The organism is Succinispira mobilis DSM 6222, from assembly GCF_000384135.1.
Lineage (GTDB): Bacteria > Bacillota > Negativicutes > Acidaminococcales > Succinispiraceae > Succinispira > Succinispira mobilis.
Genome location: NZ_KB913028.1, coordinates 465,763 through 489,536, shown reverse-complemented (window position 1 = coordinate 489,536; position 23,774 = coordinate 465,763). Strand labels below are relative to the sequence as shown.

The following is a 23,774-nucleotide window of genomic DNA, read 5'->3' as shown; positions in this document are numbered from 1 at the left end:
AAAAATATCCAAACCATACTCTAGCGGACCCAACATTTCTTTTTTTATTTTTTGAATATATTTCTCAGAAATTCGTTCTTCTCTTTCGCGGGACTGTCTAACTGATTATAACTTATTTTTCAAACCTATAGGCTGCAACAAAAAAAATGCGAAAACAGCCAAATTTGCCATCTTCGCATTTCTATTATTTTTTTAACCGCTAGCTTTTTTCTTCATACCTACAATACCCTTACAAGCACCATGCAAATCTAATTTATTCGCACTATCTTGTCCAACTACAAATTTCTCAATTTTCTTTTTCACACGTTGCAAAGCATTATCAATCGATTTTGCATGTCGATTAAGCTCCAAAGAGATTTCTTGATACGATTTGCCATCTAAATAACTAATTAATACTTGCCACTCTAAATCACTCAAAACCTGATTCATCTTATCTTCGATATCTAAAAAATCTTCCTGATTAATTAAAATTTCCTCTGGATCTGATTCGCGTGTATTTGTTACCACGTCCATCAAAGTCCGATCTGATTCTTCTTCATAGATTGGCTTATTCAGAGAAATATATGAATTTAACGGAATATGTTTTTGACGAGTCGCCGTTTTAACCGCTGTAATTATCTGACGCGTTACACAAAGTTCCGCAAAAGCCCGAAAAGAAGATAGCTTTTCGCTTTTAAAATCTCGAATTGCTTTATATAAACCAATCATGCCTTCTTGCACAATATCTTCTTTTTCTGCACCAATTAAAAAATAACTTCGTGCTTTAGCCCGCACAAAATTTTTATATTTGCTCAGTAGGTACTCTTGGGCAATTATATTATCATTTAGCCTTGCATCTAAGACAATTTCCTCGTCTGTCATATCTTCAAAGCTAGCAAAACTTTCTCGTTGAAATTCATTTTGCATTAGATCGCCTCCAACCAAACCCGACATTCTTTATCTTGTTACTAGATTATATAATAGCGCCTTAGTTATTACAAGTCTTATTTCCTAGTTCTTATCACGACGCATTTGTTCTAGTTTCGCAAGTACACCACTGTTAATCCGTCCCGCTAGTTCATTCCGCGCTAAACCATGTTTACCAGACGCTCGTTGTTTAATATCTAGTTGAGCGCGCGCATAATCTTCTTTAAGTTCTCGCACGGAAAATCGAAAAGCACCACTTCCTAAAATATTCTGTTGCTCCGCCCAATCATTGGTTACTACAAACACAACTTTTTTCAACTTCAAAAGCTCATAGACCTCTTTTTCAATATAGGAATCCGCTGTTAAACCATCTTGCGTAAATGCAACTTGTAGCTGTTGACTTATTTTTTGCACTGGCGCTACTCCAGGTAACACTATCCCTTGACCATCAAAAACTATAGTCGATTTAAAACCCTTAAACGAAACATAACTCGCCATCATTGTAATTAATTTTTCCCGCGCATGCTCTAAGCTTTTAATTTGCAACTCTTGTAATTGTTTCCAGCTATTGATGACGTTATAACCATCAATAAACAAGTACTCCGCTCCTAACATTACACCCTACTTATTAGCCAAAAGGCGTTGTCGAACAATATCAAAGGCCAAAATTCCGCAAGCTACCGAGGCATTTAAAGAAGTAATTTGACCGAACATTGGAATTTTCACTAAGATATCACATTTTTCTTTAACTAACCGACCTAACCCTTTACCTTCGCCCCCAATAACCAGAACAATCGGGCCCGTAAGATCACTAGCAAAATAATCTGCTGCTCCATCCATATCAGCGCCAACTACCCACAAACCCTGTTTTTGCAATTGCTCTAAAGTTTGAGCCACATTGCCAATCTGTACCACTGGTGTATGCTCAATTGCCCCAGCGGAAATTTTAGCCACTGTGCCTGTCAAAGGACAACTCCGCCGTTTAGTAATTAATACCCCATGCGCACCCGCAATATTGGCTGTCCGTAAAATCGCCCCAACATTTTGGGGATCTTGTAACTCATCTAGCAAAATCAAAAACGGCGCTTGGTTTTTCGCTTTCGCTAACGCTAAAACATCTTCTAACTCTGCATAATTTACTGGCGCAACTGTCGCTACTACCCCTTGATGTTTGACATCTTTCACTAAAGCATTGAGTTTACTAGCACTCACTTCTTCAATCATTACTTTTTTATCCCGCGCTAAAGCAATCAGTTCTCGAATACTCCCAGTACTTTGCCCTTGTTGGACAAACAATTTATTAATGCTACGTTCGCTTTTTAAAGCTTCTAATACGGCGTTACGACCAGCCAAAAACTCACTCATCTTTTCACTTCCCTATTTGTAAAATTTATCAGTCTAATAATTTACTAAATTGTTCCCTAACCTGAAGTTGCTGCCCACAAGTTAGCTTACCTTCACGACATTTTCCCCAAACACAACTAGGCAAAGCTTTTTCGTACAAAACTGGCGACAGTTTCCGCAAACAAATTAATTTTTTTATAGCCAATTCTCTAATTTCCCACTGCGCATTCCGACAAGTTCGATCCGCCAACATTGAAATATCCGCCCGTGCGTTGGTAGACATCACTATTTTCAGTTGTTCACAATTAAGCAAGAAAAACAGTGCCGTTGCCTTATCATATTTTTGCAGAAGCTGAGCTCTAAAAGTTTTTATTTCGGCCACTAATTGCAAAAATTCCTCGGCAAAAGGCGAAGTTGCAATTGTTGACGGTATTTTTACGGCGCGTTGTAAATCTGTTACTAAACTTTCTAACGGTTCCCGATAATTCGCAGTTAAACGGTGTCGTAGTTGCTGATGGTAAGTAACCAAGCTACACATCATTCCTACAGTAACTCGCGCTTGTTCAGCAATGCTATCATGACCATAACTTAAAACTCGCTCAACTACACCTTGAGCTTTCTGCGGAGCTTCCGCACCCCATCTAGTAATAGCTGCACTCGGTGGCTGTTGCATTGTACTAGTTAAAGCTCCAAAACCAACCTTCATATCAAGATCAGAAAAGGTCTCCAACAATATTAAATTGTTTTCTGGGCTAAGCAACTGCAAATAAGCCGCATAATATTGGCCCACTAAATTATTATCAACTTGTTGATAATGTTGCTGCACTAATTCCGCAATACTAGAGGGCAAAAGCTTGAGTAATTGCCCTAACAAATCCGCAAAAATTAACCGATAATCAGGTTTATTTAGTAAATTCACGAAATCTATCAATTTATCGCCAGCCAAAGCTACACAAACATTAGTTTTTACCGCCAAGGGCAAAATATATCGTGCATCTTCAATTGGAATACCATATTCATAATTCTCTAGTTTAGGGCGTCCTTTAAATTCTCCCTGTTTCATTTGTGACATCTGTTGATATAAAGCCAAAGTTCTTTTAATTAAATTTTCCGCATTAAGGCGATCTGTTGCTTCTAACTGTGGCAATACGTAGCCTTGGTCTGTCACGGTAACATAACGCTGGCTTTGCTGTACATAGGAGTCTTTCAACTCGCAAACCAAAGTACTTTGCAAACGATTCAATTCTTCCATTACAAAAGATATATTAACTGTTTTCAGTAGTTCTCTTAAATCAGGCTCACTTAAGCTGTTGATGTTATTAGCTTGCAACCATTTAGCTAGTTTTTCTAAACCAGTTGCCTCAAAGTTTTCTATTTTCATGAATTTACCTCCGTTAGGTATTATCGTAAAACACAATCACCGCTATCTATTATATAACAGCCGCACAATTCTGCAAACAGCTACCGTTTCCTAAAAAAATACTCGTTCTATAATGCCGTGCATATACAACGAGTATTCTTCTTATTTCTTATTTCTTATTTTTTTCTTGTTCGTCGGCAACCATTTTTTCAGCAATTGCGCTAAACACTTGTGCAAATAATTCGTCTAAGCGTTCATACTCAGCTTGCAAAAACAAGTAGCCAAACAATGCTTCCAACGCTGTACTTTGGCGATACTCACGCACTGAGGCGCTTTTAGGCACAGTAGATTTGGCATTGCGACCCCTTCTAGCTATAGCCTGTTCGGTCTCCGTAAGCGTTTCTGCGAGTTTATCAAAAGCATGTGATTGCATTACGGCCGAAACCATCTTAGCACCTACGTCATGCAAAACCCGTACCTTGTTTTTTTCTCTTTCGAGTAACCGCAACCTTACATACAACGCAAAAACAGCATCACCAATATACGCCAACACTAAAGGATGCATCGTCGCAATTTGTTGTTCTGCAGCCACTTGTGGTAAATCCATAGTTGTAAGTAGTTGCTGTTTTAAAGTTTTATATTGTTCGAATTTCACGCTTTTTTCCACCGTACTCCTTGACGAGTATCTTCCAAAATAACGCCTGCGGCCTGCAAGGTATCACGAATAGCATCTGCCTGTGCATAGTTTTTCTCTAATTTTGCTTGAGCCCGGCAAGCAATCATTTTTTCTACTAATTTACCTAAAGCATCTTGTTCTTCAGTGGCTACAGTCGTAGTGTTGTGTTCTAACACCCCAATAATACTTGTCATGAGTTGCCAAGTTTTAGCCAATAGATCTACCACTTTACCATCAACCGGCTTCCCATTCTCAACTTCTTGCTTGTATTTATTAATTTCTCGCGCTAAAGCAAACAAATGGCTAATTGCCAAAGCCGTATTAAAATCATCATCCATGGCCGCTAAAAATTCACGGCGCAATTCCGCGGTAATTTTTTCATAAGTCAGTGCCTCAGTGCTTAAGAAATCTCCAGTTAAAGTTTGTAACTCCAGCAAATTGCCTTGCGCGATTTCCAACCGTTCTAAACTTTTAGTGCTTTCTGTCAAGCGGGCATCACTAAAATCTAGCGGGCTACGATAATGCGTAGACAAAATAAAGAAACGCACTACTTCCGGACGGTAATGTTGCAAAATATCAAGCACTAAAAAGAAATTACCTAAGGACTTAGACATTTTTTCTTCATTTACTGTTATAAAACCGTTATGTAACCAATATTTCACAAACGGCACACAACCGGTACAAGCCTCGGATTGTGCAATCTCATTTTCATGATGTGGGAAAATCAAATCACTACCCCCGCCATGAAAATCAAAGCTACCACCAAAATATTTTGTGGACATTGCGGAACATTCAATATGCCAACCAGGTCGACCAGCTCCCCAAGGGCTAGACCAAGATGGTTCGCCAGGCTTAGCACTTTTCCACAGCGCAAAATCCATCGGGTTTTGTTTGCGCGTATCAACATCAACCCGCGCTCCCGCTTGCATATCTTCTAAGCTGCGACCACTAAGTTTACCATAATCCGCAAAAGCTTCTACCTTAAAATATACATCACCCTCAAGTTCATAGGCAAAACCTTTTTCGATTAAGGTAGCTACCATAGCAATTATTTCTTGCATATGCGTAGATACCTTAGGATAAACATGAGCCCGTTTTACATTTAATTTATCCATAACTTCAAAATAAGCTTGAATATATTCACCCGATACTTTATCCCAGCTACTTTTTTGTTCATTAGCTTTATTAATTATTTTATCATCAACATCGGTAAAATTTTGTACGTGCGTAACATCATAGCCCAAAAATTCTAAATATCTGCGAAATACATCCCAAGTAACAAAGGGGCGAGCATTACCAATATGCGGATGATTATAAGGAGTAACTCCACAAACATACATATTTACCTTGCCTGGTTGAACACTCTCAAAAACTTCTTTTTGTTTACTCAAGGTATTATATACTTTTAACGCCATCAAAGCACCTCCGAAAGCTTATATTTTTTTCATGCTACCATTTATGCGCTCAATTGTTCTGTTCAAGCCAAATAAAGGGATAATTTGGGTTAAATCAGGCCCATGCATATTGCCTGTTAAAGCCACACGAATTGGCATATATACTTTTTTACCGCCTAATTTAGTTTCTTTTACCGTGGCTTTTAAAGCTTGTTGTACCGCCGCCGCTTCCAAAGTTTCCGCAGCTTGTAGTTTTTCTAAAAATAATTCTATCACCGCCGTCGCTGTATCTTCTTGCAACACAGCTTGTGCTTCGGCATTTTCAAATTCAAATTCATCCGTAAAGTACATAGAAATTTGTTCTGGCACTTGGCTAAGATAAGTTATATATTCTTGTGACATCAAAATTACTTTTTTAAGCCAGGCTAAACGTTCTGGACTTTCTTGTTCCGTTGCATAGCCCGCAGCTATTACATAAGGCATACTCCAAGTACAATATTCCTCCGGATTTAAAGCCCGAATATACTGTTGGTTAATCCAATTTAATTTATCTACATCAAAAACAGCAGGATTTTTGGCAACATGTTCCATCGAAAATTCTTGAATCAATTCTGCTGTACTAAACAACTCTTGCTCGCCACTTGGAGCCCAGCCTAACAGCGCTAAGAAATTCACCAAAGCTTGTGGCAAATAGCCCAATTGACGATATTGATCTACCGAAGTCGCCCCGTGACGTTTGCTCATTTTTGTACGATCTTTGCCTAAGATTAAAGAAATATGCCCAAAAACTGGCAAAGGTAATTGTAATGCTTGATATATTAACACTTGGCGTGGCGTATTAGATAGGTGTTCTTCAGCGCGAATTACATGCGTAATTTTCATTAACGCATCATCGATAACTACCGCAAAATTATAGGTAGGAATTCCATCGGATTTCACAATTACAAAATCACCAATACCATTAGACTCAAAGACAACATTGCCACGTACTAAGTCGGCAATCACGATATCTTGATTAGCTGGCACCTTAAAGCGAATCGTTGGTTTACGACCTTGAGCCGCTAACTCTGCTTGTTGCTCTGGTGTTAGATTGCTGCAAACGCCCGCATAACGTGGAGTTTCCCCCTTATCAGTAAACGCTTGGCGTTGCGCCTCTAATTCCTCATCACTACAATAGCAATAATAAGCTTTGCCTGCCGCAACTAATTGTTGCGCATATTGTCGATAAGTTTCTAAGCGTTCAGTTTGTTTGTAAGGGCCATAAGCACCGCCTACATCAATCCCTTCATTCCAGTCCATGCCCAACCATTTTAAAGCCGCTTTGATATTATCTTCCGACTCTTGGCTAGAGCGTTCTCGATCTGTATCTTCAATTCGTAACACAAAATCGCCACCAGTTTTTTTGGCCAACAACCAATTAAAGAGTGCTGAACGCGCTCCACCAATATGAAATGGTCCTGTTGGACTAGGGGCAAAACGTACACGCATTTTTTCCATTACTAAAATCCTCCTAAAAATCCACTAAATTATTTTTTCAACACAGTCGCAACTGCTTGCGCTGCCATCCCTTCACGTCGCCCAACAAACCCCAATTTTTCGGTCGTTGTAGCTTTAATATTTACAAAGTCAATGTCAATCTGCAACGCTTGGGCAATATTAGCGCGCATCATTTGTTTATAAGGTGCTAATTTAGGTTGTTCCGCCATTACTAGCGCATCCACATTGCAAACTTGATATCCAGCTTGACTAATGATTTTGTGCACACATTTTAATAAATATAAACTGGATACATCCTTATATTGCTCACTCGTATCTGGAAAGTGATCCCCGATATCACCGAGAGCACACGCTCCCAGTATCGCATCTTTGATAGCATGCAACAAAACATCAGCATCAGAATGTCCCGCTAAACCAAATTCATAAGGAATTTTAACTCCCCCTAAAATCAACTCTCGCCCTGGAACTAAGGCATGCACATCATAACCTTGCCCCACACGAGCCACCGGACAAATAGTTTGCGCTGATTTTTCTTGCATAAAAGCTTGCGCAACAATCAAATCATCTGGGGTTGTAATCTTAAAATTACGAGATTCTCCATTAACTACAGCCACTCGCACCCCTAATCGCTCTACTAAGCTAGCATCATCCGTACCCAGAAAGCCATCTTTTTTAGCTTGCTCATAAGCTTGTAATAACAATTCCTTAGTAAATACTTGCGGGGTTTGGGCCGCATACAACCCGTTACGTTCCAAAGTGCTGTCCACAAACTGCTCTTGGACGCGTTTAATAGTATCCTTGCACGGCACCGCTACAATCGCTGCATTAGTTACCTGCGCTACTGCTATACATTGAGAAAATATCTCTTTGGTAATAAAAGGACGAGCCCCATCATGCACTGCTACATGCGTAATATTAGGTTTCAGAAGTTTAAGTGCACTAAATACTGAGTACTGGCGCTCGCTGCCACCAGCTAAAACTTGCCAGGCGATCTCGGGAAAAGTGTCTTGATATTTTTGCAATAACTCTTTGGTAGGTTCAACATCTTGTGCTCCCACTACCACAAATACGGTGCCCACATACTCACATTTAGCTATATTTTCTAAAGTATGGATTAAAATAGGTTTACCAGCAATTTCAATAAAAACTTTGTTCATACCGGCTTGCATCCGGGCACTTGAACCTGCTGCTGGTATAACTACTGCTAGTCTCATATTTTCTCGCTCCTTACACTTATTTTAGTTTGGCAAATATCATCCGACCAGCCGCAGTTTGTAAAGCTGTAGTTACAATTACTACAAGATCCTCACCTAAAAAGCGTCTTGCACCTTCAATGACAATCATGGTCCCATCTTCCAGATAAGCTACGCCTTGTCCTGGTTCTTTACCCTCTTTGGACACATGAACACGCATTTCCTCACCTGGCAAAACCAATGGCTTAACCATATTAGCCAATAAATTAATATTCAAAACTCTTACACCTTGTAATTCTGCTACTTTATTCAAATTAAAATCATTAGTTACCACGGCCCCACCCATTACCTGAGCTAACCTCACTAACTTAGCATCAACTTCCGTTAAATCATCAAAATCTGTGTCTTCCACATGAATTTGGAAAGCTTTATCCTTTTGCATTTCATTAAGGATATCTAAACCGCGACGCCCACGATTTCTTTTTAACGCATCTGAAGAATCTGCTATTTTCTGTAACTCTTCTAACACAAATTTCGGTACTACAATAATCCCTTCGACAAAACCAGTTTTACAAATATCGGCAATCCGTCCATCAATAATCACACTAGTGTCTAAAATTTTGTACATACAAAACCCTTGCGCGCATAGTTCTTTGGGGTTAGTCGCCTTATTAATACCTAAACTTTGGATTAACTTATCCTTAAAACCACCTTTAGGCAACAAAGCAGGCAATATTTCTAGTACATCATTTTTCTTGCGTAGAGCCACTTTTAAACCAGTTATCCCCAAAATAATACTAACAAACAGGGGCAAATATCGTCCAACAATCGGTACACGTGACACTGGTTCTCCGATTAAATTAGCCAACAATAAGCCAATAAACATCCCTAAAGATGCCAACAAAATATCTACGGTAGGTACTTTTGCTAATACCGCAGTACTAGCCTCTGTATAATGGATAATTCGAGCTATGCCAATTGGTGCTAATATATAGCCTATAAGTCCAAATAAAATGCCGCCACCTAACATCGATAGTAAGTTTAAAATTGTAAAACCAAACACGCCAATATGTAAGAATTCCAAATCTATTAGGGGCATTATTAGGGGTGTTAAGTAATTTGCAAAAATTACAAAGCCCACTACGGAGAACAAACCAATAACCGTAAATCTTAATACTTTCTCTAACATAGACAACCCTCCTTTTTATGTATCTAAAAAAACCACTAAAACTCCCACCTCTTATCTGTAGGGGGAGTTTTATATAGTTGATAACTAACTAGAAATTTTATCTAACCATTCCTGCATATCATGATAGTCACGTTTGCAGACCAAGGATAATTCACTTAGCAAAATCTGTCTGCCGGTGTTTAAAATCCGTCTTTCACCCGTTGATATTTTCTTATGTCGTTCTTTTTGAATAAGAATATTCACCACCGTAGCCACTTGATAAATATCTCCAGACTTAATCTGTTCAATGTACAAATTAGAGCGTTTATTCCAATTTACCATCGGCTCTTTAGTCAGCTCTTTATTTTGTAAAATCTCTTCAATAACTCGCAATTTATCTTTACTAATTATTTCACGCAAACCTACATGTTCAACGTTTGTCTCGGGAATCATAATGATCATGCTACCTACGACCATTTGTACAATTAGATACTTACTATCTTTATTGTTCACATGTTTATTTTCTACACTAGTTATAACCCCAGCACCATGCATAGGATAAACAACCTTATCTCCTATATCAAACATTGTGTTGTTACCCCCTTGTAAAAATAATTGACTAGCTTAATATTAGCATACCCGAGCATTCTGTCAAATTTTGTATTATACCATGCCATTACTAGCTTGTCAAATACTCTAACGGTTTCGTGGAAAAATTTTCCGTAAAGCCTCTTCTAGGTTATCTACAGCAAATACTCCCGACATTTTACCTATTTCTGATAAATTTGCGGCTGGAACTATAAATTTTTTAAAACCCACAGCCTGTGCTTCTTTAAGTCGTTTAGCCAAATGCGGTACCCGCCGTACCTCTCCCGTCAGCCCCACTTCGCCTAAAACTAATACATCTTGTTCAATCTCAATATTTTTAAAACTAGATACCAATGCCGCTATAACCGCTAAATCCGCCGCGGTTTCCGTAATTTTCAAACCACCCACAACATTGATGTAGGCATCTTGCATCCCCATATCAATTCCTTGGCGCTTATCTAAAATTGCCAACAGCATATTCACTCGATTATAATCAAAACCTACTGCCGTACGCCTGGGCATTCCAAAAGGAGTTTGCGCTACTAACGCTTGGAACTCTACCAATAATGGTCGGTTACCTTCTAAACAAGCTGTTACTACCGCCCCAGCCACCGCTTGTTTGCGTTCTTGTAGAAACAGCGCCGCAGGATTAGGAACTTCCTGCAAGCCTTGTTCAGTCATCGCAAAAATTCCTGCCTCATCCGTTGTGCCAAAACGGTTTTTCAAGGCTCTAAGTACCCGAAAAGAATAAGAACGTTCCCCTTCAAAGTGCAAAACTACATCTACCATATGCTCCAACAATTTCGGGCCAGCAATATTGCCTTCTTTAGTTACATGTCCAATAATCAGCACCGCAATCCCACTAGTTTTAGCAAATTTCAAGAGTTTTGCCGTACACTCTCTTAACTGTCCCACACTGCCTACCGATGAAGCAATTTCTTCATTATACATTGTCTGAATAGAATCAATTACTAATATCTGGGGTTGCAATTGTTCGGCTTGCAACAAAATATTACTCAATAGCGTTTCCGTCATAATAAACAACTCCGAGCCCGCTTCCCCAATTCGGCGCGCCCGCATCTTCGTTTGCATTTCCGATTCTTCCCCAGAAACATAAAAAACTCTTTGCCCAGCCATACTAAATTTTATCCCGGCATCTAAAACTAGCGTAGATTTACCAACTCCAGGATCGCCCCCCAAAAGCACCAAACTGCCAGGTACAATTCCACCACCTAGCACCCGATCAAATTCAGCAATCCCCGTAGGCAAACGTTCCACGCTCCCAACTTGAACTTCAATCAATTTTCTCGGTTTTGCCGCATTAGCAGTAAGGTAACCAGTGGTTACCTTACTCGCTTGCTCAAGCTCTTCTACTAAACTATCCCAGGTTTGACATTCAGGACATTTCCCCTGCCATTTGCTCGTATTATAGCCACAGTTTTGACACACAAATTTTGTTTTTATCTTTGCCATATTTCCCCCTAGCCTTTTGCCCTACGCAAACCATCCTGCCCCTGTCTCTACTTTTATACTTGGGCAAAAGACAGCTTGCCTTCTTGGCAATCAACCTGTAAGGTTTTTTTACTCTGCAATTCACCTTTTAATAATTTATCACTCAATTCATCTTCTAATAAACGCTGAATAGCGCGACGCAACGGCCTAGCTCCATATTTTAAATCTTTGCCATTTTTAATAATTTCTTGATAAGCAGCATCCGTCAACTCTAACTTAATCTCTTTTTCAAGTAATCTCGTCTGCAACTGTTTAATCATCGTTTTCACAATATTAATCAAATCTGTATCCTGCAACGAATCAAAGACAATAATATCATCAATCCGATTTAAAAACTCTGGTCTAAAAAGTTTCCGTACATCTTCTAACACTAATTTTTTCACATTACTTGCCGCTTGTTGCGAACTTTCCGTAGCAAAACCCAAGCGCCGTCCCTCGGAACTTTTAAAATGATTAGCCCCAATGTTACTAGTCATAATTATTACCGTATTTTTAAAATCAACAATCCGACCTCGACTATCTGTCAACCGACCATCTTCCAAAACTTGCAATAAGACATTAAATACATCAGTATGTGCTTTTTCAATTTCATCAAATAAAACTATTGAATAGGGTTTGCGTCGAATAGCCTCAGTTAACTGACCGCCATCTGCATAGCCTACATAGCCAGGAGGTGCTCCCAACAAACGAGAAACTGTATGTTTCTCCATATATTCCGACATATCAAAACGCACAATGCTATTTTCATTGGCAAACAGTACCTCTGCTAAAGCACGTGCTAACTCAGTTTTCCCGACTCCAGTTGGTCCCAAAAACAAGAATGAGCCGATCGGACGTTTAGGATCTTTAATTCCTGCCCGCGCCCGTCTTATCGCTTTAGACACCGCCTGCACTGCTTCATTTTGACTGATAACTCGTTCATGCAACCGCGCTTCTAAGTTTAACAGACGTTCACTTTCACCTTGCGTTAAACGCGTAACTGGTATTTTAGTCCAAGCCGACAAAACATTGGCAATCAATTCCGCGTCTACCTTAGAATTCTTGCGATTATCTTTATGTTGCAAGCCTTGTTCTTTTTCTAACTTTTCTTGCAAGGCCAAAACCTCATCCCGTAATTTCGCAGCTTGTGCAAAATCCTCAGCTTTAACAGCCCGCTCTTTTTCCTGTTGTTTACTCTCAATCTTGCTATGTAAAGCTTTGACTTTAGGACTTGGCAAACAACTTTTAATTTTGGCTCGTGCACAAGCCTCATCTAACAAATCAATCGCCTTATCTGGCAAACTGCGTTCGGTCAAATAGCGTTCTGATAGCTGTACAGCACTTTCAATTGCTTGAGCTGTAATCTGCACATTATGATATTTTTCATAGCGCTCTTTCAAGCCCTGCAAAATCTTCATACCTTCTTCGACAGTCGGCGCGGTAATCTGCACTGGTTGAAACCTGCGCTCTAAAGCTACATCCCGCTCAATATAGCGTTTATATTCGTCTAAGGTGGTTGCTCCCACTACTTGAAATTCCCCCCTAGCTAAAGCAGGTTTCAAAATATTAGCAGCGTCTACCGAGCCTTCCGAACCACCAGCGCCTATTAAGCTATGAACTTCATCAATAAACACAATTATATTTCCAGCTTCTTGAACGCCCTCAATAATATGTTTTAAGCGTTCTTCAAACTCACCACGGTACTTTGTCCCAGCAACCAAAGAACCAATTTCCAAGGAAACAATTACCTTATCCAACAAAAATTCCGGGACATCTTTAGCCACAATGCGTTGCGCCAACCCCTCCACAATAGCCGTTTTTCCCACGCCTGGTTCACCCAAAAGAATCGGATTGTTTTTAGTCCGGCGACATAAAATTTGGATTACTCGTTCTAGTTCGTTCTCGCGACCAATTAACGGGTCAATTTTCCCGGCTTGGGCCAATTTATTTAAATTACGCCCAAAATCACCTAAGCGTTCTAGAAAGTCAGCTTTATAATCATAAGCTTGCAAGAAGTCTTCTAAAGGATTATTTTCTAAAAACTGTTCGCCAAATTTTTCCACACTCTCTAAGGTAACATCAAAATCATCTAAAATTTCCACTACAATATTATTACCCTCTAATAATATTGCAATAAACAAATGAATTACATCTACTGATTTTTCTTGCTGCTTAATTGCTTCTTGAGCTGCAATCATAAATACATCATTGATTTTATTGCCAAAAGTTACCTTACCGCCTTTACTACCTTCGCGAATAACACTTAAGATACTTTCCTTTAATTCCGCAATATCTATTTTTAAGTCTCGTAAAATTTTCTTTACGATATTTTCTTCATCCAGTAACATTGCCAAAAACAAATGTTCCACTTCCACGTGTGAATGCTTAAAGCGTGCACATTCTTGTTCCGCAATTTTTAAAATTCTTTCCGCCTCTGGCGTAAGTCTAGTATACAATTAACTACACCTCCTTAAATACGTCACGCACTAATGTCGCGCGTAATTCATCTATATTAATTTTACTGCCATATTGTGCTTGGATATGCCCGTCGCGAGCTTGTACCATCAATTTTTTCAAGGTTAACCACTCAACACTAGTAACAATCTTTAAATCTATCCCAATCCCCACATAGCTTAGTAAGCTTAACATTTCTGCCGCACTAAGTCTGCGTGCATACTTCAATAAACCAATCGCTCGCCAAACATAATTTTCCACGATATTATTGGCTTTAGAATACAAAACATTGCGCATTTGTTTTTCCCGGCGGACAAAATCTTTGGCAATTCCCGTAACTTTATTGATAATTTCTTGTTCATTTTCCGTGAAGTTCGGTAAATTACGTAATACATATAAATTGCCTAAGGCATGTTTGTGATCGTCTTTATATAGCCTAGTCAGTTCTAAACCTAATTTACCCAGTCCCTTAACTATTTTTTCAATTTTTTCCATCCCCACTAAAGCAGGCAAATGCAAAACTACGCTGGCCGTCAAACCCGTGCCCACATCAGCTATTCTTTTGGTTAGATAGCCATATTTATTGCTAAAAGCATATTCGACTTGTTCTTCCAATAAATCATCTAATAAACTAATTTGCGGATAAAGCTCTTGTAATTTCAGACCTACGGCAAAATTGCGAATTCGAATATGATCTTTATAATTCAGCAAGATATTGCTATTAAACTCTGAGCTAGTATATAAAGACATAACATCTGTCGCCACAGTCAATTCTGGCGACCAACAATGTTTTTCATAAAGCACATCTTTTTCTAATTCCGTTAGCTCATCCATTTCCCAAGCCGTATAGCCTTGCGTCTGCAAAACGTCTAAAGCCACGCTTAAACGTTCTTTGACTTCTAACATTTGCTCTCTGTTGGCAGTATAAGGCAAGGGTAGGTTTTTAATATTTCTTACTAACTTTAAACTACTAGACAACACCACTTCTTGATTTTCGGAACTAACTCCCGCCAACCATGCAGGTATTTTTTGTATTTCTCTTTTTTTCATATTTTACCTCGTTTACTTTCAGCCGTACTGTTATTGTTGCGCCTGTTGCAAGCTTTTAATCTCAGCCTTCAGTACCCCGGCTTTCTCATATTCTTCTTTTTTAATGCTTTCTTCAAGTTTCTTCTCTAAAATCAATAGTTTTCGTTCTATGTTATCTTCTGCGCGTGACCGTTTAGGAATTTTTCCCATATAGTTAGCAAAAATATTTTCTGGTAACATTTTTTCAATATCTGCCGCAAAAATCTGATAGCAATGGCCACAACCAACACTCGCGCTTTCTAAGACTTTTTCTAAACCGGTGCCGCAAACTGGGCAATCTTCCATAACCTCTAACTTATATTCTTTAGTTTGTGTTTCTATTTTGGCCACCTCCCTTGGTGCAACTTGTTTTCTTATTTGTAGTGCCTGATCAACAAACTGCTGAAATTGACTATCTTGTTTTAACATTTGCGATACTTCTTCTTTTTTCAGCGCGCATTCCAAGCACAAAATTTCTTCTATTTTTTTATTATTGACAATACTAGTCATAAAAACTTCAGCTGGATTTTTATGACATTTACTGCATAACATATTTCTCAAATCTTTCATTTTTATCACCCCGATAATTTTACTATATGCACAAGAGCTCCTTTTACCCAATCTAACTGTGCCTTACTACATGTTTCTTGCTTTAATAGGTCTTGTAGTGCCCGCAACACGTGTATTTGACATTCGCTTAATTCTTCGGCAACTAACAACTCCTGTAATATCTTTTTCAAAGCTTCTTGTTCCAGCTGCAAGTCTTCGGCTAATTCACTATTTTGCCGTGAAATTTTCACAAAGCCACCCGAACCCCGTCTAGATTGCAAACAAAAACCTTTAGCCGCCGTAAAGCGACTTTGCAATACATAACTGATCTGCGATGGTGCGCATTTTAACTGTTGTGCTAACTGATTACGACTTAGCAAAATATCTTCGTGTTCGGCAGCCGCTAACTGACATAAAATAAACTCTTCAATAATATCAGCTATTTTTCTCCCCAACTTCACCCCTCCTATCAGTTCGCTGCTTATATTATATTTGACTTTTTGACTTTTCACAAGTAAAAAACGCCACGACACAAAAAATTTACAATTTTTCTAAATAACCTTTTATTCTCCTTAACCATTTTCAAGCTAGTATCTCACAACAAAATCGAATTAACGACCTCTTAATTATCAAAAGCAGGTAAATATTACTATTTCATCTTAATTTCAACCTAATATTTTCAGTTTAGTAGTTAGAAAAAATCAGTTTATTTGTAGAAGGCATACCTACAAAATATATCTATAAAAAAGTAAGCTTGCTCAGAATAATTCTAAGCAAGCTTACTAAAAAAAGAGGAGAAAATAATATATGTAAAGGTTAGAGACTGTCTTCCAGCTCTTGTAAACAGCTCTTGCCTAAACTTTTTGCTAACCATTCATAGCGCAGTTGCGCAAAATTTTCTTGTTTTGCAGCCCCACACTGCACATCCTGCCAATAAAGTTCAATAGAGGCATCGGACCAACTTTGCAACTCCGACTGTGCATATTTTTCGAAAAGCTCTACTGTTTGAGCTTCGCGCTTAATTAATTTCGGGTAATTTTTACTCAAAGCATCCATCCATTGCATTTCTTGTTCTACAATTTTCCCAATCAAGGGATTTTCTTTAAGTGGTGCTATCTGCCCAGCAATCAAAGCATATTTTTCCATTAGCGGATTGCGCCCATAACGTTCGGCTATTTGCAAATCATTTAGCCAACTCTGTAAAGTTTGCTCACTAAGCACAACATAAGTCATCTGACGCATTCTTTTAAACGCTGGCAAGGTGTTGGCTGGTACTGGTTCTGCCGTATGCAAAGCCTGTAATAGTTTCGTTTCTTTTGCTACTATTTCGGTTAAAAGATCTTTTTTATTCATATCCACCCTCCATATTTTTATTTTTTTGAGCAAATTCTTATCATTCACCTTCTAAACTTCTAGAATTGCGAGTTTTTTCTTAGCTAATTTTTCCACTTCTTTCAAATTTGCAAAACCTAATCTCTTATATAAATTTTCATAACGCTTTTTAACTAAATTTATCCCGGCTAATTGAGCCATTAACAAATCTTGATAATACAACTCCAAAGTTTGCGCGGAATAGGTTGACCACTCACTTATCGCATAGTTCAAAAAACGATCCTGTTGTCCCAACAAATTAGGAAATTCCGCTTTCAAATCTTGTAACCAAGTATTTTCGGTAACCGCAATAAAATCTAAATACTGATGTGGAGTCACTTGTGGCCAAAGATTATCCATCCGCGCATATTTCTCTAAAATCAAATTTCGGCCTTCCAGTTTGGCACGCTGTAAATCTTGCAAATAGGAACGTAAGGTTTCCGCACTTAAAACACTGTGGCTCATATTGCGCATACACCTAAATGTCGCCAATGCCTGCTGGCACCAGGCCGGTTCTTGTTTAGCGGCATTTACTTGCACAAACATTTCCTCTTCCAAGACAACTATCGCCTTAATTAGTGTTTCCCGCTCATCCATCACTCTCACCTACTTGCTGTATAATTTTATTTGCTAACTCAGAACCTAGCAAGCTGCTACCAACTACATTAAGATGCAGCCCATCGCTACCCAAAATCTGTTCTCCCAACTGTTTGCTAAGATTATACCAATCTAATAAAATTGTTTTTAGTTGTTCAGACAGTTCTTGTAAACAATTATTATAGGTTTGTGTACGCTCATAAGCCTCTGGATTACGCCAATACTGATTTTCCGACACCCACGGAATATTTATTAAAATCACTTGTACAGCAGAATTTTCTCGGCGACAATACGCGACAAAATTTTTGATATTGGCACGATATTCCGCTAAATTTACCCATGGATCACAGCCTTGTAAAAAAGGATATCGTGGCGCCCCCCTCTTAACTGTAGCCGGCCACAAATCTGCCAAGCCTAATTGAATAACAATATAATCAGGTTCTAAAAACCGCACTTGCATCGGCATATCAACTTGCAAACAAGTTGTAACTTGAGCGTGTTCCGCCAAGGTTAGTAGAACAATATCTGTGTTTAGGTTGTTATGTAAATTGCGGCGCAACTGTTCGGGATAAGTTTGTAAATATTTCAATTCTACCTGCGCGGATTTTACCGCTAAACGTGGTAAAGCATAGCTATCTGCAATCAGCAAAATTTTTATTTGTTTTCCCAAGATAGGCTCCCCACTTTCTTCTTTTTATTTTTTCACAAATATGTTATAATAAAAATTTGTGTTGTTTTCTTGTTTATGTTATAATTTTCTCAACAACTTATTAAGATGATGAGAGGAGATGTTCCCATGTTACTCGAAAGAAACTTTTCTTTTAGCATAACTGACAAGGCTCGTAAATACATTGCCGCGCGGGGCAAAGGTGCCGCTCGGCTCTATATTAACACCCACATCCACCAAGGAGCAGGAACTGTCAAAATCAACCTCACCGCCGATGCTGAACTCGGAGCACCTACGGAAAACCTCGAAGAATTCGACTGTCAACAAAATGGTGATGTTTGTCTGTACGTGCACGAATCGGTTTATAAATATGCCGACGCTAACGAGGGTCTTATTGCCTTCGAATCCGGCTTTTTATTCACCGGCTTGGTTTTAAAAAAGATTTTAGTAAATAACAAACGTTAATCTAATCACCACCCTAACCATCTAACATAGCCAAACTAAATTTTTAGGAGCTAAGTGTTAAGCTAACCAGTTTAACACTTAGCTTTTTAAATTATCTTATCCTAAATATTAAGTTCTAGAGTCGTGTTCTCCAAACTTGTGGTTTTAAAAATTCCTAGGCAAAAACCAGTCAATAGCTATATAAACCATCTAGAACTTCAAGCACTTTATAAGTCAAAGTCAAAATATCCATTAGTCTATCTCCTTAGTTTCCGCCTTACTTATATCGGTCTACAAAATCTGCTGCGTAGCCCCTAGTTCTCTTTTGCAAACAAGAGCAGCGAAAAACACGCTTACAGATTTATATTTTTAGCTACGCACTATAAATACTCAGTATTTCATTTAATCTACTAACTGCATTTATCAGTCTAACTGTACTCTACTTTATGCTCATTTTATCTAAGTTGAGCTTGCCCAACTTCTACAGGTTTTTCTTCGGGAACTTTAACAGTTAGCGGCATTAGAAAAGCTACTACCGCTGAAATTGCAAAAGCTACCATCGCAAATTTAATTGAAGCAGAAAAGTTACCAGTGCTATCTGCCAAATAACCACCCATAAAACTACCTAGAGCTGGCCCAATTCCCATAACAATTAAAGTCGCCAAACCCCAAATTTTACCTAAACTTACCCGACCATAAATTGCCCCAGTATAACCAACTACGCCCCCTGGTTCAATCGCCCAGTAAGTGGCAAATAAAATACAAATCACGCCCCCTAATACTACCGAAGAAGGTCCCATGGTTAACAACAAAACACAAGCCGCCACACCTACAAGTGGCGCAAAAATCAACATCGTTTTCCGAGCTTTTACCTCATTTTGCAACTTGCCAACTAATTTATCGGAAATTACGCCCATAAGTGGCATAGTGAAAATTCCGGCAATCCCAATTACTACATACAAATTAGTTGCTAAATCCAAAGACATTTTTAAGTCCATTGTCCAATAGCGTACAACTTGTGTCCAAATCAAGAACTCGGCAACCATACTAGTTAAAAAGGCGATAATTGCTGCCCAAATTGGGAAAGTACCAAAAGCCTGACTAATATTCCAAACATATTCTTTCGGTGCTGCGGCACCACCTGCTCCTGCTGGCGGACTACCAAAAGCTTGAATTCCATATTGCTCTGGATTTTTCTTAGCCAACATTGCCGCTACTAATAGCGCTACTAAAGATAGCCAGCCCAAATAATTCATGGCATCACGCCATTGCGCGGCATTTTGCACCAACATTGGTTTTACGCCTAAGCTCAAAAGAACTTGTGCCATTGGTGCACCGGCAAACGCAATACCCCACATTTTGGCATAATAACTACCCACAAACCATTTTCTTACAGAAATAGTCGAAGATACCCACAACATCCCTGTACCAATACCAGCAAAAATTGCATAGCAAGCATAATACATCATTAAATTATCTACACGGGCGGTTAAATAAAAGCCCAACATGCAAAATACCGAAGCTATTGCATATACCGGCTTCGTACCCCATTTATCTAAGATCATGCCACTGAAAAAAGCGGTAATTGCATACACAGTCATCATCAAGGAGTAGCCTAAAGATACTTCAGCCCCTGTCCAACCCATAGTTTTCGACATCGGCCCTGATAAAATTGCAAACGTAGCTCGATAGCCAAACAAGCAAAATACTGCGAGCCATGCGGCAGCAATTACGGAATAAGACATGCTCTTGGCTTTTTTCTCATCCATTACATTTCACCTCTATATATTTAAAATTCTTGAAAATCCAAATACTTACCTTTATGCCTGTAGTTTTTAGTTAAAAACCATATTCGCACAATTCAACTCTGAAGCGCTCCTATCTAGTGCAAATAATTAGTTTTTTCCCATAATTTGCTTTTTAAAAAAGCAGGTGCATAAATACACCCGCTTTTTTATTGTTAAATGCTATTTTTTAGAGAATTTTTCACAAAATGGCGCTGCCATTTCTGCATAAGCCCAATCCTTTTTCGCATAACCTTGGCAAGTACCCATGCCTTTTTCATCAATATCTGCTAAGTTAGAGCAAAATTTGCATTTTTGTTTAGCTTCAAACATTGGGCAAGTATCACTATCAATTAACATAATTTGCGCATGATGTGCATTGCAAAAACCTTTAGCTACATCTATTGGTGTGAAATTCACACAGTCTAAGTGATTATATTTTTCGTTCATCATCTTCGCTTACACCCCTTCATACTCTGTTCTAGAGATAATTTCATCTTGGATTGGTTTACCAATTTCTACCCAGTATTGAGTGAACCCAGCTACCCGTACTAACAAGTCACGGTATGAACCTGGATCTGCTTGTGCTTCTTTCAATACTTTGGAGTCAACGATATTATATTGGATGTGGTAACCACCACGACGCATATAAGAACGAGTCAAGTCAAGCAATTTACGTGAACCTTCAATCCCTGCTACTGCATTTGGATGTAATTTTAAGTTCATTTGTGAGTTTTGTGATTGACTGTGATCCCAACAGCAAGCTGATTCAAACAACGCATAAGCACCATGGAGGTCTGTACCTGGGTAAGCCGACATTGAGCCATCAGCAAAGGTTGTGCCATAGAGACGACCGTCAGCACCCGCTAAGGTTACAGCCCCTTGTGCTCCATGCGTAGATACTGAAATTTGGCAAGCATACATTGGTTTACCGTATAAGGATTCATAGTTACGGCAAACTTGACAGAACCAAGCTTCATAATCTTTCAAAATTTCATCAACCATTTCGATATTATTACCATGTTTAGGTGCTCTTAAGCAGTCTGCATGGATTTGGTCATATTCACCTTTATCATTATCGCGTTTTTCTTGGGCTGCCAAGGAGAAGCTACCAACTTCTGCGGCTGTTTTAAAGCCAAAGTTGTTTTGGATTGCATCAATCATTTGCTCTAAAGTATATTTTTTAGTGTCATATACCAAGTGTTTAATGGCTGCTAGAGCATTAATTTGATTTGCCGTACCGCATGATTCTACGTTGAAAGTCCCATTATAACGATAGCCAAGGTTGCCTATATGTTGTCCTTTAGCCAAACAATCTGGTTTCAAAGAGGAGTTGAAAATACCCATATTTTGTTTGCGCCAAATATCATGTTGAATGTTATTGGTAGTTGCTAGACAGTCAATAACAATTGCATAGTATTCTTTAAATTGATCATTAAGATCTTCAAATGTTGCAAATTTTTTGTTATGAGCTGGTAAAATTTGTAAGCCAGTACGGTGGTCATAACCATTAGTTAATACCATTTCCAATACTTTTGGATTAGCAATAAAGTGTACGCCTACAGAAGTTGGTTGACCAGCGCCGCCAGGAATCCAGTATTTTTTGCCGTTTAAAGTCAATTCTTTCCAGCAACATGGCGAAGTTTCTAGACAGCCACCGATTGCAATTGCTCTTGCTTCTTCTACTGTCATTCCTTCTGGACCATATTGTTGTAACAAAAATTCCATACCTCCGCGATTATTCATGAAGGCCGGCATCCCTAAGCCCGCTTTTTCGCATTCCATAGCTTTCATCATAAATTCTTCTGGAGTTTTTTCATCATACATTACTGATAAAGTTGGATTAGTTGTTTGACAGCTAATCGAAGCTTCCATAATCAACATTTCTAAGCGGTTGGCAGCAGATTGACCATCTTTAGTCAAACCACCCATAGTTAAATTGTTGAAAGTATTAGAAGAAAGTACGCCACCTACAACACCCATAGACGCAAAGCAGTCGATACAAGTCATTTTTACACGATAACATTCAAGCAATTCAATAACTTGTTCTTCTGTAATCCGGCCAGCAGCCATATCTTGTTCAAACCATGGCCATAATACTTGGCCTACCCGACCTGGAGACATCCCAGAAATTGCATCTTCATTAAGTACGCCAATATGAATTAGGTACATCATTTGCAAAGCTTCACGGAAGTTTCTTGGTTGTTTATGGGCAATATGTTCCATAATTTCTGCGATTTCGAGATATTCCGCTTTTTGTTTTTCATCTTTAGTAATACCGGCTAAACGTTTAGCTTCAGTTACATAGTTTAAGTGCCATTGTTGGATACCTTCAAATACTAAGCGAGCAGCTTCGTAGAAGTATAATCTATCCATCCCAATAACGCCATCGCCATCAGCCCGACCGGCTACAGCATTTTTACCTTCTTCACACATTTTAATAAGTTCATCATAACCATAGTTTAGTGGGAAGAAATAGTTAATTACTTCGCGGCCTTGTGGTAAGGTATAACCAGAGTCAAACATACAAATTACTGAACGCATTACTTTTTCTTTAATGTCATATTCCGGTACCATTTGTTCATATTTATGACCAATATCATCAACTGATTTATTAAACCATTCTTTAGCTAATCTGGTCATTACTGGCACTTCATCTTTACGTACCCCATATTTACCAGAAATAGATACTACATTACCAAAGCTTTTGGTTACGTTACCGCCCCCAGCACCAAATACGCTAACTTCATCCGCACTTGCCTTACCTGCTGAAAGAGCTGCTTGATACAATTCATCTTCTTTAGCTAAGAAAAACCCTTCTGATAACCAAGGCATTGGGAAAGAGCCACGATAATAAGGCGCCTTACCACCAACTAGTAATTCTTTCGGGAATATAACTACAGATTGTCTGCTAAATCCAGCTTTGAGAGCTTCTGCCCGTCTAATTACTGGTAAATCCCCTTCGGTTTCTTTGTATTTGCGATTATACCAATAAGTAAATTCGCAAGTGGTTGAAGAAAGAGTTTGCAAATAGATGTCTTTCAAATATTTACCTCTAGGAGTAGGTTCTTTGTGTATCTCACGATCCACGATTTCATCAGGAGCAACCCCACCAACTTGTTGTTGTAAAGGAATCCCCTCTTTTGCTAGAATGTCCACTAACTTTCTTGCCATAAACTTTTAAACCTCCTTTAATCTCCTTAGGGAGTTATACTGTTTTTCT

At 38.8% G+C, this 23,774-nt stretch carries 22 protein-coding genes; 1 reads left to right on the top strand and 21 read right to left on the bottom strand.

All coding sequences use genetic code 11. The features are described from left to right. Positions 1–192: 192 nt before the first annotated feature. The 18 genes from sigH to SUCMO_RS0102225 form a co-directional block, all read right to left on the bottom strand. Positions 193–906: an RNA polymerase sporulation sigma factor SigH gene (gene sigH, locus SUCMO_RS0102310; RefSeq protein WP_019878826.1), complete on the bottom strand. Its 714-nt coding sequence runs from the start codon at positions 904–906 to the stop codon at positions 193–195. Between the two features lie 84 nt (positions 907–990). Then, entirely contained in the window at positions 991–1,521 is a 531-nt protein-coding gene (locus SUCMO_RS0102305; protein ID WP_028953838.1) for an NYN domain-containing protein, read from the bottom strand. A 6-nt stretch (positions 1,522–1,527) separates the two neighbouring features. After that, positions 1,528–2,271 (bottom strand): 23S rRNA (guanosine(2251)-2'-O)-methyltransferase RlmB, encoded by a 744-nt coding sequence (gene rlmB / locus SUCMO_RS0102300; RefSeq protein ID WP_019878824.1) that lies wholly within the window; start codon positions 2,269–2,271, stop codon positions 1,528–1,530. Between the two features lie 28 nt (positions 2,272–2,299). Beyond that, the gene (locus SUCMO_RS0102295) at positions 2,300–3,631 is read right to left on the bottom strand and encodes an FAD-dependent thymidylate synthase (protein WP_019878823.1); all 1,332 of its coding nucleotides are present in this window, start codon (positions 3,629–3,631) and stop codon (positions 2,300–2,302) included. A 148-nt stretch (positions 3,632–3,779) separates the two neighbouring features. Continuing rightward, positions 3,780–4,277, bottom strand: a complete 498-nt coding sequence (locus SUCMO_RS0102290) for a Mini-ribonuclease 3 (RefSeq protein WP_019878822.1) — start codon at positions 4,275–4,277, stop codon at positions 3,780–3,782. After that, positions 4,262–5,701, bottom strand: a complete 1,440-nt coding sequence (cysS, locus tag SUCMO_RS0102285) for a cysteine--tRNA ligase (protein WP_019878821.1) — start codon at positions 5,699–5,701, stop codon at positions 4,262–4,264. The genes SUCMO_RS0102290 and cysS overlap by 16 nt, the downstream gene beginning before the upstream one ends. 18 nt (positions 5,702–5,719) lie before the next feature. Further along, on the bottom strand, positions 5,720–7,177 hold the full coding sequence (gltX, locus tag SUCMO_RS0102280; protein ID WP_019878819.1) for a glutamate--tRNA ligase: 1,458 nt from the start codon (positions 7,175–7,177) through the stop codon (positions 5,720–5,722). A gap of 29 nt (positions 7,178–7,206) precedes the next feature. Further along, the gene (locus tag SUCMO_RS0102275) at positions 7,207–8,391 is read right to left on the bottom strand and encodes a bifunctional 2-C-methyl-D-erythritol 4-phosphate cytidylyltransferase/2-C-methyl-D-erythritol 2,4-cyclodiphosphate synthase (RefSeq protein ID WP_019878818.1); all 1,185 of its coding nucleotides are present in this window, start codon (positions 8,389–8,391) and stop codon (positions 7,207–7,209) included. A gap of 19 nt (positions 8,392–8,410) precedes the next feature. After that, positions 8,411–9,559 (bottom strand): PIN/TRAM domain-containing protein, encoded by a 1,149-nt coding sequence (locus SUCMO_RS0102270; RefSeq protein ID WP_019878817.1) that lies wholly within the window; start codon positions 9,557–9,559, stop codon positions 8,411–8,413. A gap of 84 nt (positions 9,560–9,643) precedes the next feature. Next, positions 9,644–10,126 carry a CarD family transcriptional regulator gene (locus SUCMO_RS0102265; RefSeq protein ID WP_019878816.1) on the bottom strand — a complete coding sequence of 161 codons (483 nt, stop codon included), beginning with the start codon at positions 10,124–10,126 and terminating at the stop codon, positions 9,644–9,646. 108 nt (positions 10,127–10,234) lie between these two features. Next, positions 10,235–11,599, bottom strand: coding sequence for a DNA repair protein RadA (gene radA / locus SUCMO_RS0102260; protein WP_019878815.1), 1,365 nt, complete (start codon positions 11,597–11,599; stop codon positions 10,235–10,237). Between the two features lie 53 nt (positions 11,600–11,652). After that, on the bottom strand, positions 11,653–14,073 hold the full coding sequence (locus tag SUCMO_RS0102255; RefSeq protein ID WP_019878814.1) for an ATP-dependent Clp protease ATP-binding subunit: 2,421 nt from the start codon (positions 14,071–14,073) through the stop codon (positions 11,653–11,655). Between the two features lie 4 nt (positions 14,074–14,077). Continuing rightward, positions 14,078–15,121, bottom strand: coding sequence for a hypothetical protein (locus SUCMO_RS0102250; RefSeq protein ID WP_019878813.1), 1,044 nt, complete (start codon positions 15,119–15,121; stop codon positions 14,078–14,080). Positions 15,122–15,151: 30 nt separating this feature from the next. Next, on the bottom strand, positions 15,152–15,709 hold the full coding sequence (locus SUCMO_RS0102245; protein ID WP_019878811.1) for a UvrB/UvrC motif-containing protein: 558 nt from the start codon (positions 15,707–15,709) through the stop codon (positions 15,152–15,154). A gap of 5 nt (positions 15,710–15,714) precedes the next feature. Beyond that, the gene (locus SUCMO_RS10900; protein ID WP_019878810.1) at positions 15,715–16,143 is read right to left on the bottom strand and encodes a CtsR family transcriptional regulator; all 429 of its coding nucleotides are present in this window, start codon (positions 16,141–16,143) and stop codon (positions 15,715–15,717) included. A gap of 361 nt (positions 16,144–16,504) precedes the next feature. Beyond that, the gene (locus SUCMO_RS0102235) at positions 16,505–17,041 is read right to left on the bottom strand and encodes a DUF4125 family protein (protein WP_019878809.1); all 537 of its coding nucleotides are present in this window, start codon (positions 17,039–17,041) and stop codon (positions 16,505–16,507) included. 51 nt (positions 17,042–17,092) lie between these two features. Further along, a complete protein-coding gene (locus SUCMO_RS0102230; protein ID WP_019878807.1) occupies positions 17,093–17,656 on the bottom strand; it encodes a DUF4125 family protein in 564 nt (187 codons plus the stop codon). Beyond that, complete coding sequence (locus SUCMO_RS0102225; RefSeq protein ID WP_019878806.1) at positions 17,649–18,326, bottom strand: SGNH/GDSL hydrolase family protein; 678 nt, start codon at positions 18,324–18,326, stop codon at positions 17,649–17,651. The genes SUCMO_RS0102230 and SUCMO_RS0102225 overlap by 8 nt, the downstream gene beginning before the upstream one ends. Before the next feature lie 126 nt (positions 18,327–18,452). On the opposite strand from SUCMO_RS0102225, the gene SUCMO_RS0102220 reads away from it, so the two are divergent. Continuing rightward, positions 18,453–18,788 (top strand): hypothetical protein, encoded by a 336-nt coding sequence (locus tag SUCMO_RS0102220; RefSeq protein WP_019878805.1) that lies wholly within the window; start codon positions 18,453–18,455, stop codon positions 18,786–18,788. 434 nt (positions 18,789–19,222) lie between these two features. Here SUCMO_RS0102220 and SUCMO_RS0102215 read toward each other — a convergent pair whose 3' ends face one another. The 3 genes from SUCMO_RS0102215 to hpdB form a co-directional block, all read right to left on the bottom strand. After that, positions 19,223–20,536: an MFS transporter gene (locus tag SUCMO_RS0102215; protein WP_019878804.1), complete on the bottom strand. Its 1,314-nt coding sequence runs from the start codon at positions 20,534–20,536 to the stop codon at positions 19,223–19,225. A 198-nt stretch (positions 20,537–20,734) separates the two neighbouring features. Continuing rightward, complete coding sequence (gene hpdC / locus SUCMO_RS0102210) at positions 20,735–21,004, bottom strand: 4-hydroxyphenylacetate decarboxylase small subunit (protein WP_019878802.1); 270 nt, start codon at positions 21,002–21,004, stop codon at positions 20,735–20,737. A gap of 6 nt (positions 21,005–21,010) precedes the next feature. Continuing rightward, complete coding sequence (hpdB, locus tag SUCMO_RS0102205) at positions 21,011–23,725, bottom strand: 4-hydroxyphenylacetate decarboxylase large subunit (RefSeq protein WP_019878801.1); 2,715 nt, start codon at positions 23,723–23,725, stop codon at positions 21,011–21,013. Between the last annotated feature and the right edge of the window lie 49 nt (positions 23,726–23,774).

What these genes read in the sequence shown, in the direction of transcription:
- sigH (WP_019878826.1), bottom strand. Translation starts at nt 906, where the DNA reads ATGCAAAATGAATTTCAACGAGAAAGTTTTGCTAGCTTTGAAGATATG.
- SUCMO_RS0102305 (WP_028953838.1), bottom strand. Translation starts at nt 1,521, where the DNA reads ATGTTAGGAGCGGAGTACTTGTTTATTGATGGTTATAACGTCATCAAT.
- rlmB (WP_019878824.1), bottom strand. Translation starts at nt 2,271, where the DNA reads ATGAGTGAGTTTTTGGCTGGTCGTAACGCCGTATTAGAAGCTTTAAAA.
- SUCMO_RS0102295 (WP_019878823.1), bottom strand. Translation starts at nt 3,631, where the DNA reads ATGAAAATAGAAAACTTTGAGGCAACTGGTTTAGAAAAACTAGCTAAA.
- cysS (WP_019878821.1), bottom strand. Translation starts at nt 5,701, where the DNA reads ATGGCGTTAAAAGTATATAATACCTTGAGTAAACAAAAAGAAGTTTTT.
- gltX (WP_019878819.1), bottom strand. Translation starts at nt 7,177, where the DNA reads ATGGAAAAAATGCGTGTACGTTTTGCCCCTAGTCCAACAGGACCATTT.
- SUCMO_RS0102275 (WP_019878818.1), bottom strand. Translation starts at nt 8,391, where the DNA reads ATGAGACTAGCAGTAGTTATACCAGCAGCAGGTTCAAGTGCCCGGATG.
- SUCMO_RS0102270 (WP_019878817.1), bottom strand. Translation starts at nt 9,559, where the DNA reads ATGTTAGAGAAAGTATTAAGATTTACGGTTATTGGTTTGTTCTCCGTA.
- SUCMO_RS0102265 (WP_019878816.1), bottom strand. Translation starts at nt 10,126, where the DNA reads ATGTTTGATATAGGAGATAAGGTTGTTTATCCTATGCATGGTGCTGGG.
- radA (WP_019878815.1), bottom strand. Translation starts at nt 11,599, where the DNA reads ATGGCAAAGATAAAAACAAAATTTGTGTGTCAAAACTGTGGCTATAAT.
- SUCMO_RS0102250 (WP_019878813.1), bottom strand. Translation starts at nt 15,121, where the DNA reads ATGAAAAAAAGAGAAATACAAAAAATACCTGCATGGTTGGCGGGAGTT.
- SUCMO_RS0102245 (WP_019878811.1), bottom strand. Translation starts at nt 15,709, where the DNA reads ATGAAAGATTTGAGAAATATGTTATGCAGTAAATGTCATAAAAATCCA.
- SUCMO_RS0102235 (WP_019878809.1), bottom strand. Translation starts at nt 17,041, where the DNA reads ATGAATAAAAAAGATCTTTTAACCGAAATAGTAGCAAAAGAAACGAAA.
- SUCMO_RS0102230 (WP_019878807.1), bottom strand. Translation starts at nt 17,656, where the DNA reads ATGGATGAGCGGGAAACACTAATTAAGGCGATAGTTGTCTTGGAAGAG.
- SUCMO_RS0102220 (WP_019878805.1), top strand. Translation starts at nt 18,453, where the DNA reads ATGTTACTCGAAAGAAACTTTTCTTTTAGCATAACTGACAAGGCTCGT.
- SUCMO_RS0102215 (WP_019878804.1), bottom strand. Translation starts at nt 20,536, where the DNA reads ATGGATGAGAAAAAAGCCAAGAGCATGTCTTATTCCGTAATTGCTGCC.
- hpdC (WP_019878802.1), bottom strand. Translation starts at nt 21,004, where the DNA reads ATGATGAACGAAAAATATAATCACTTAGACTGTGTGAATTTCACACCA.
- hpdB (WP_019878801.1), bottom strand. Translation starts at nt 23,725, where the DNA reads ATGGCAAGAAAGTTAGTGGACATTCTAGCAAAAGAGGGGATTCCTTTA.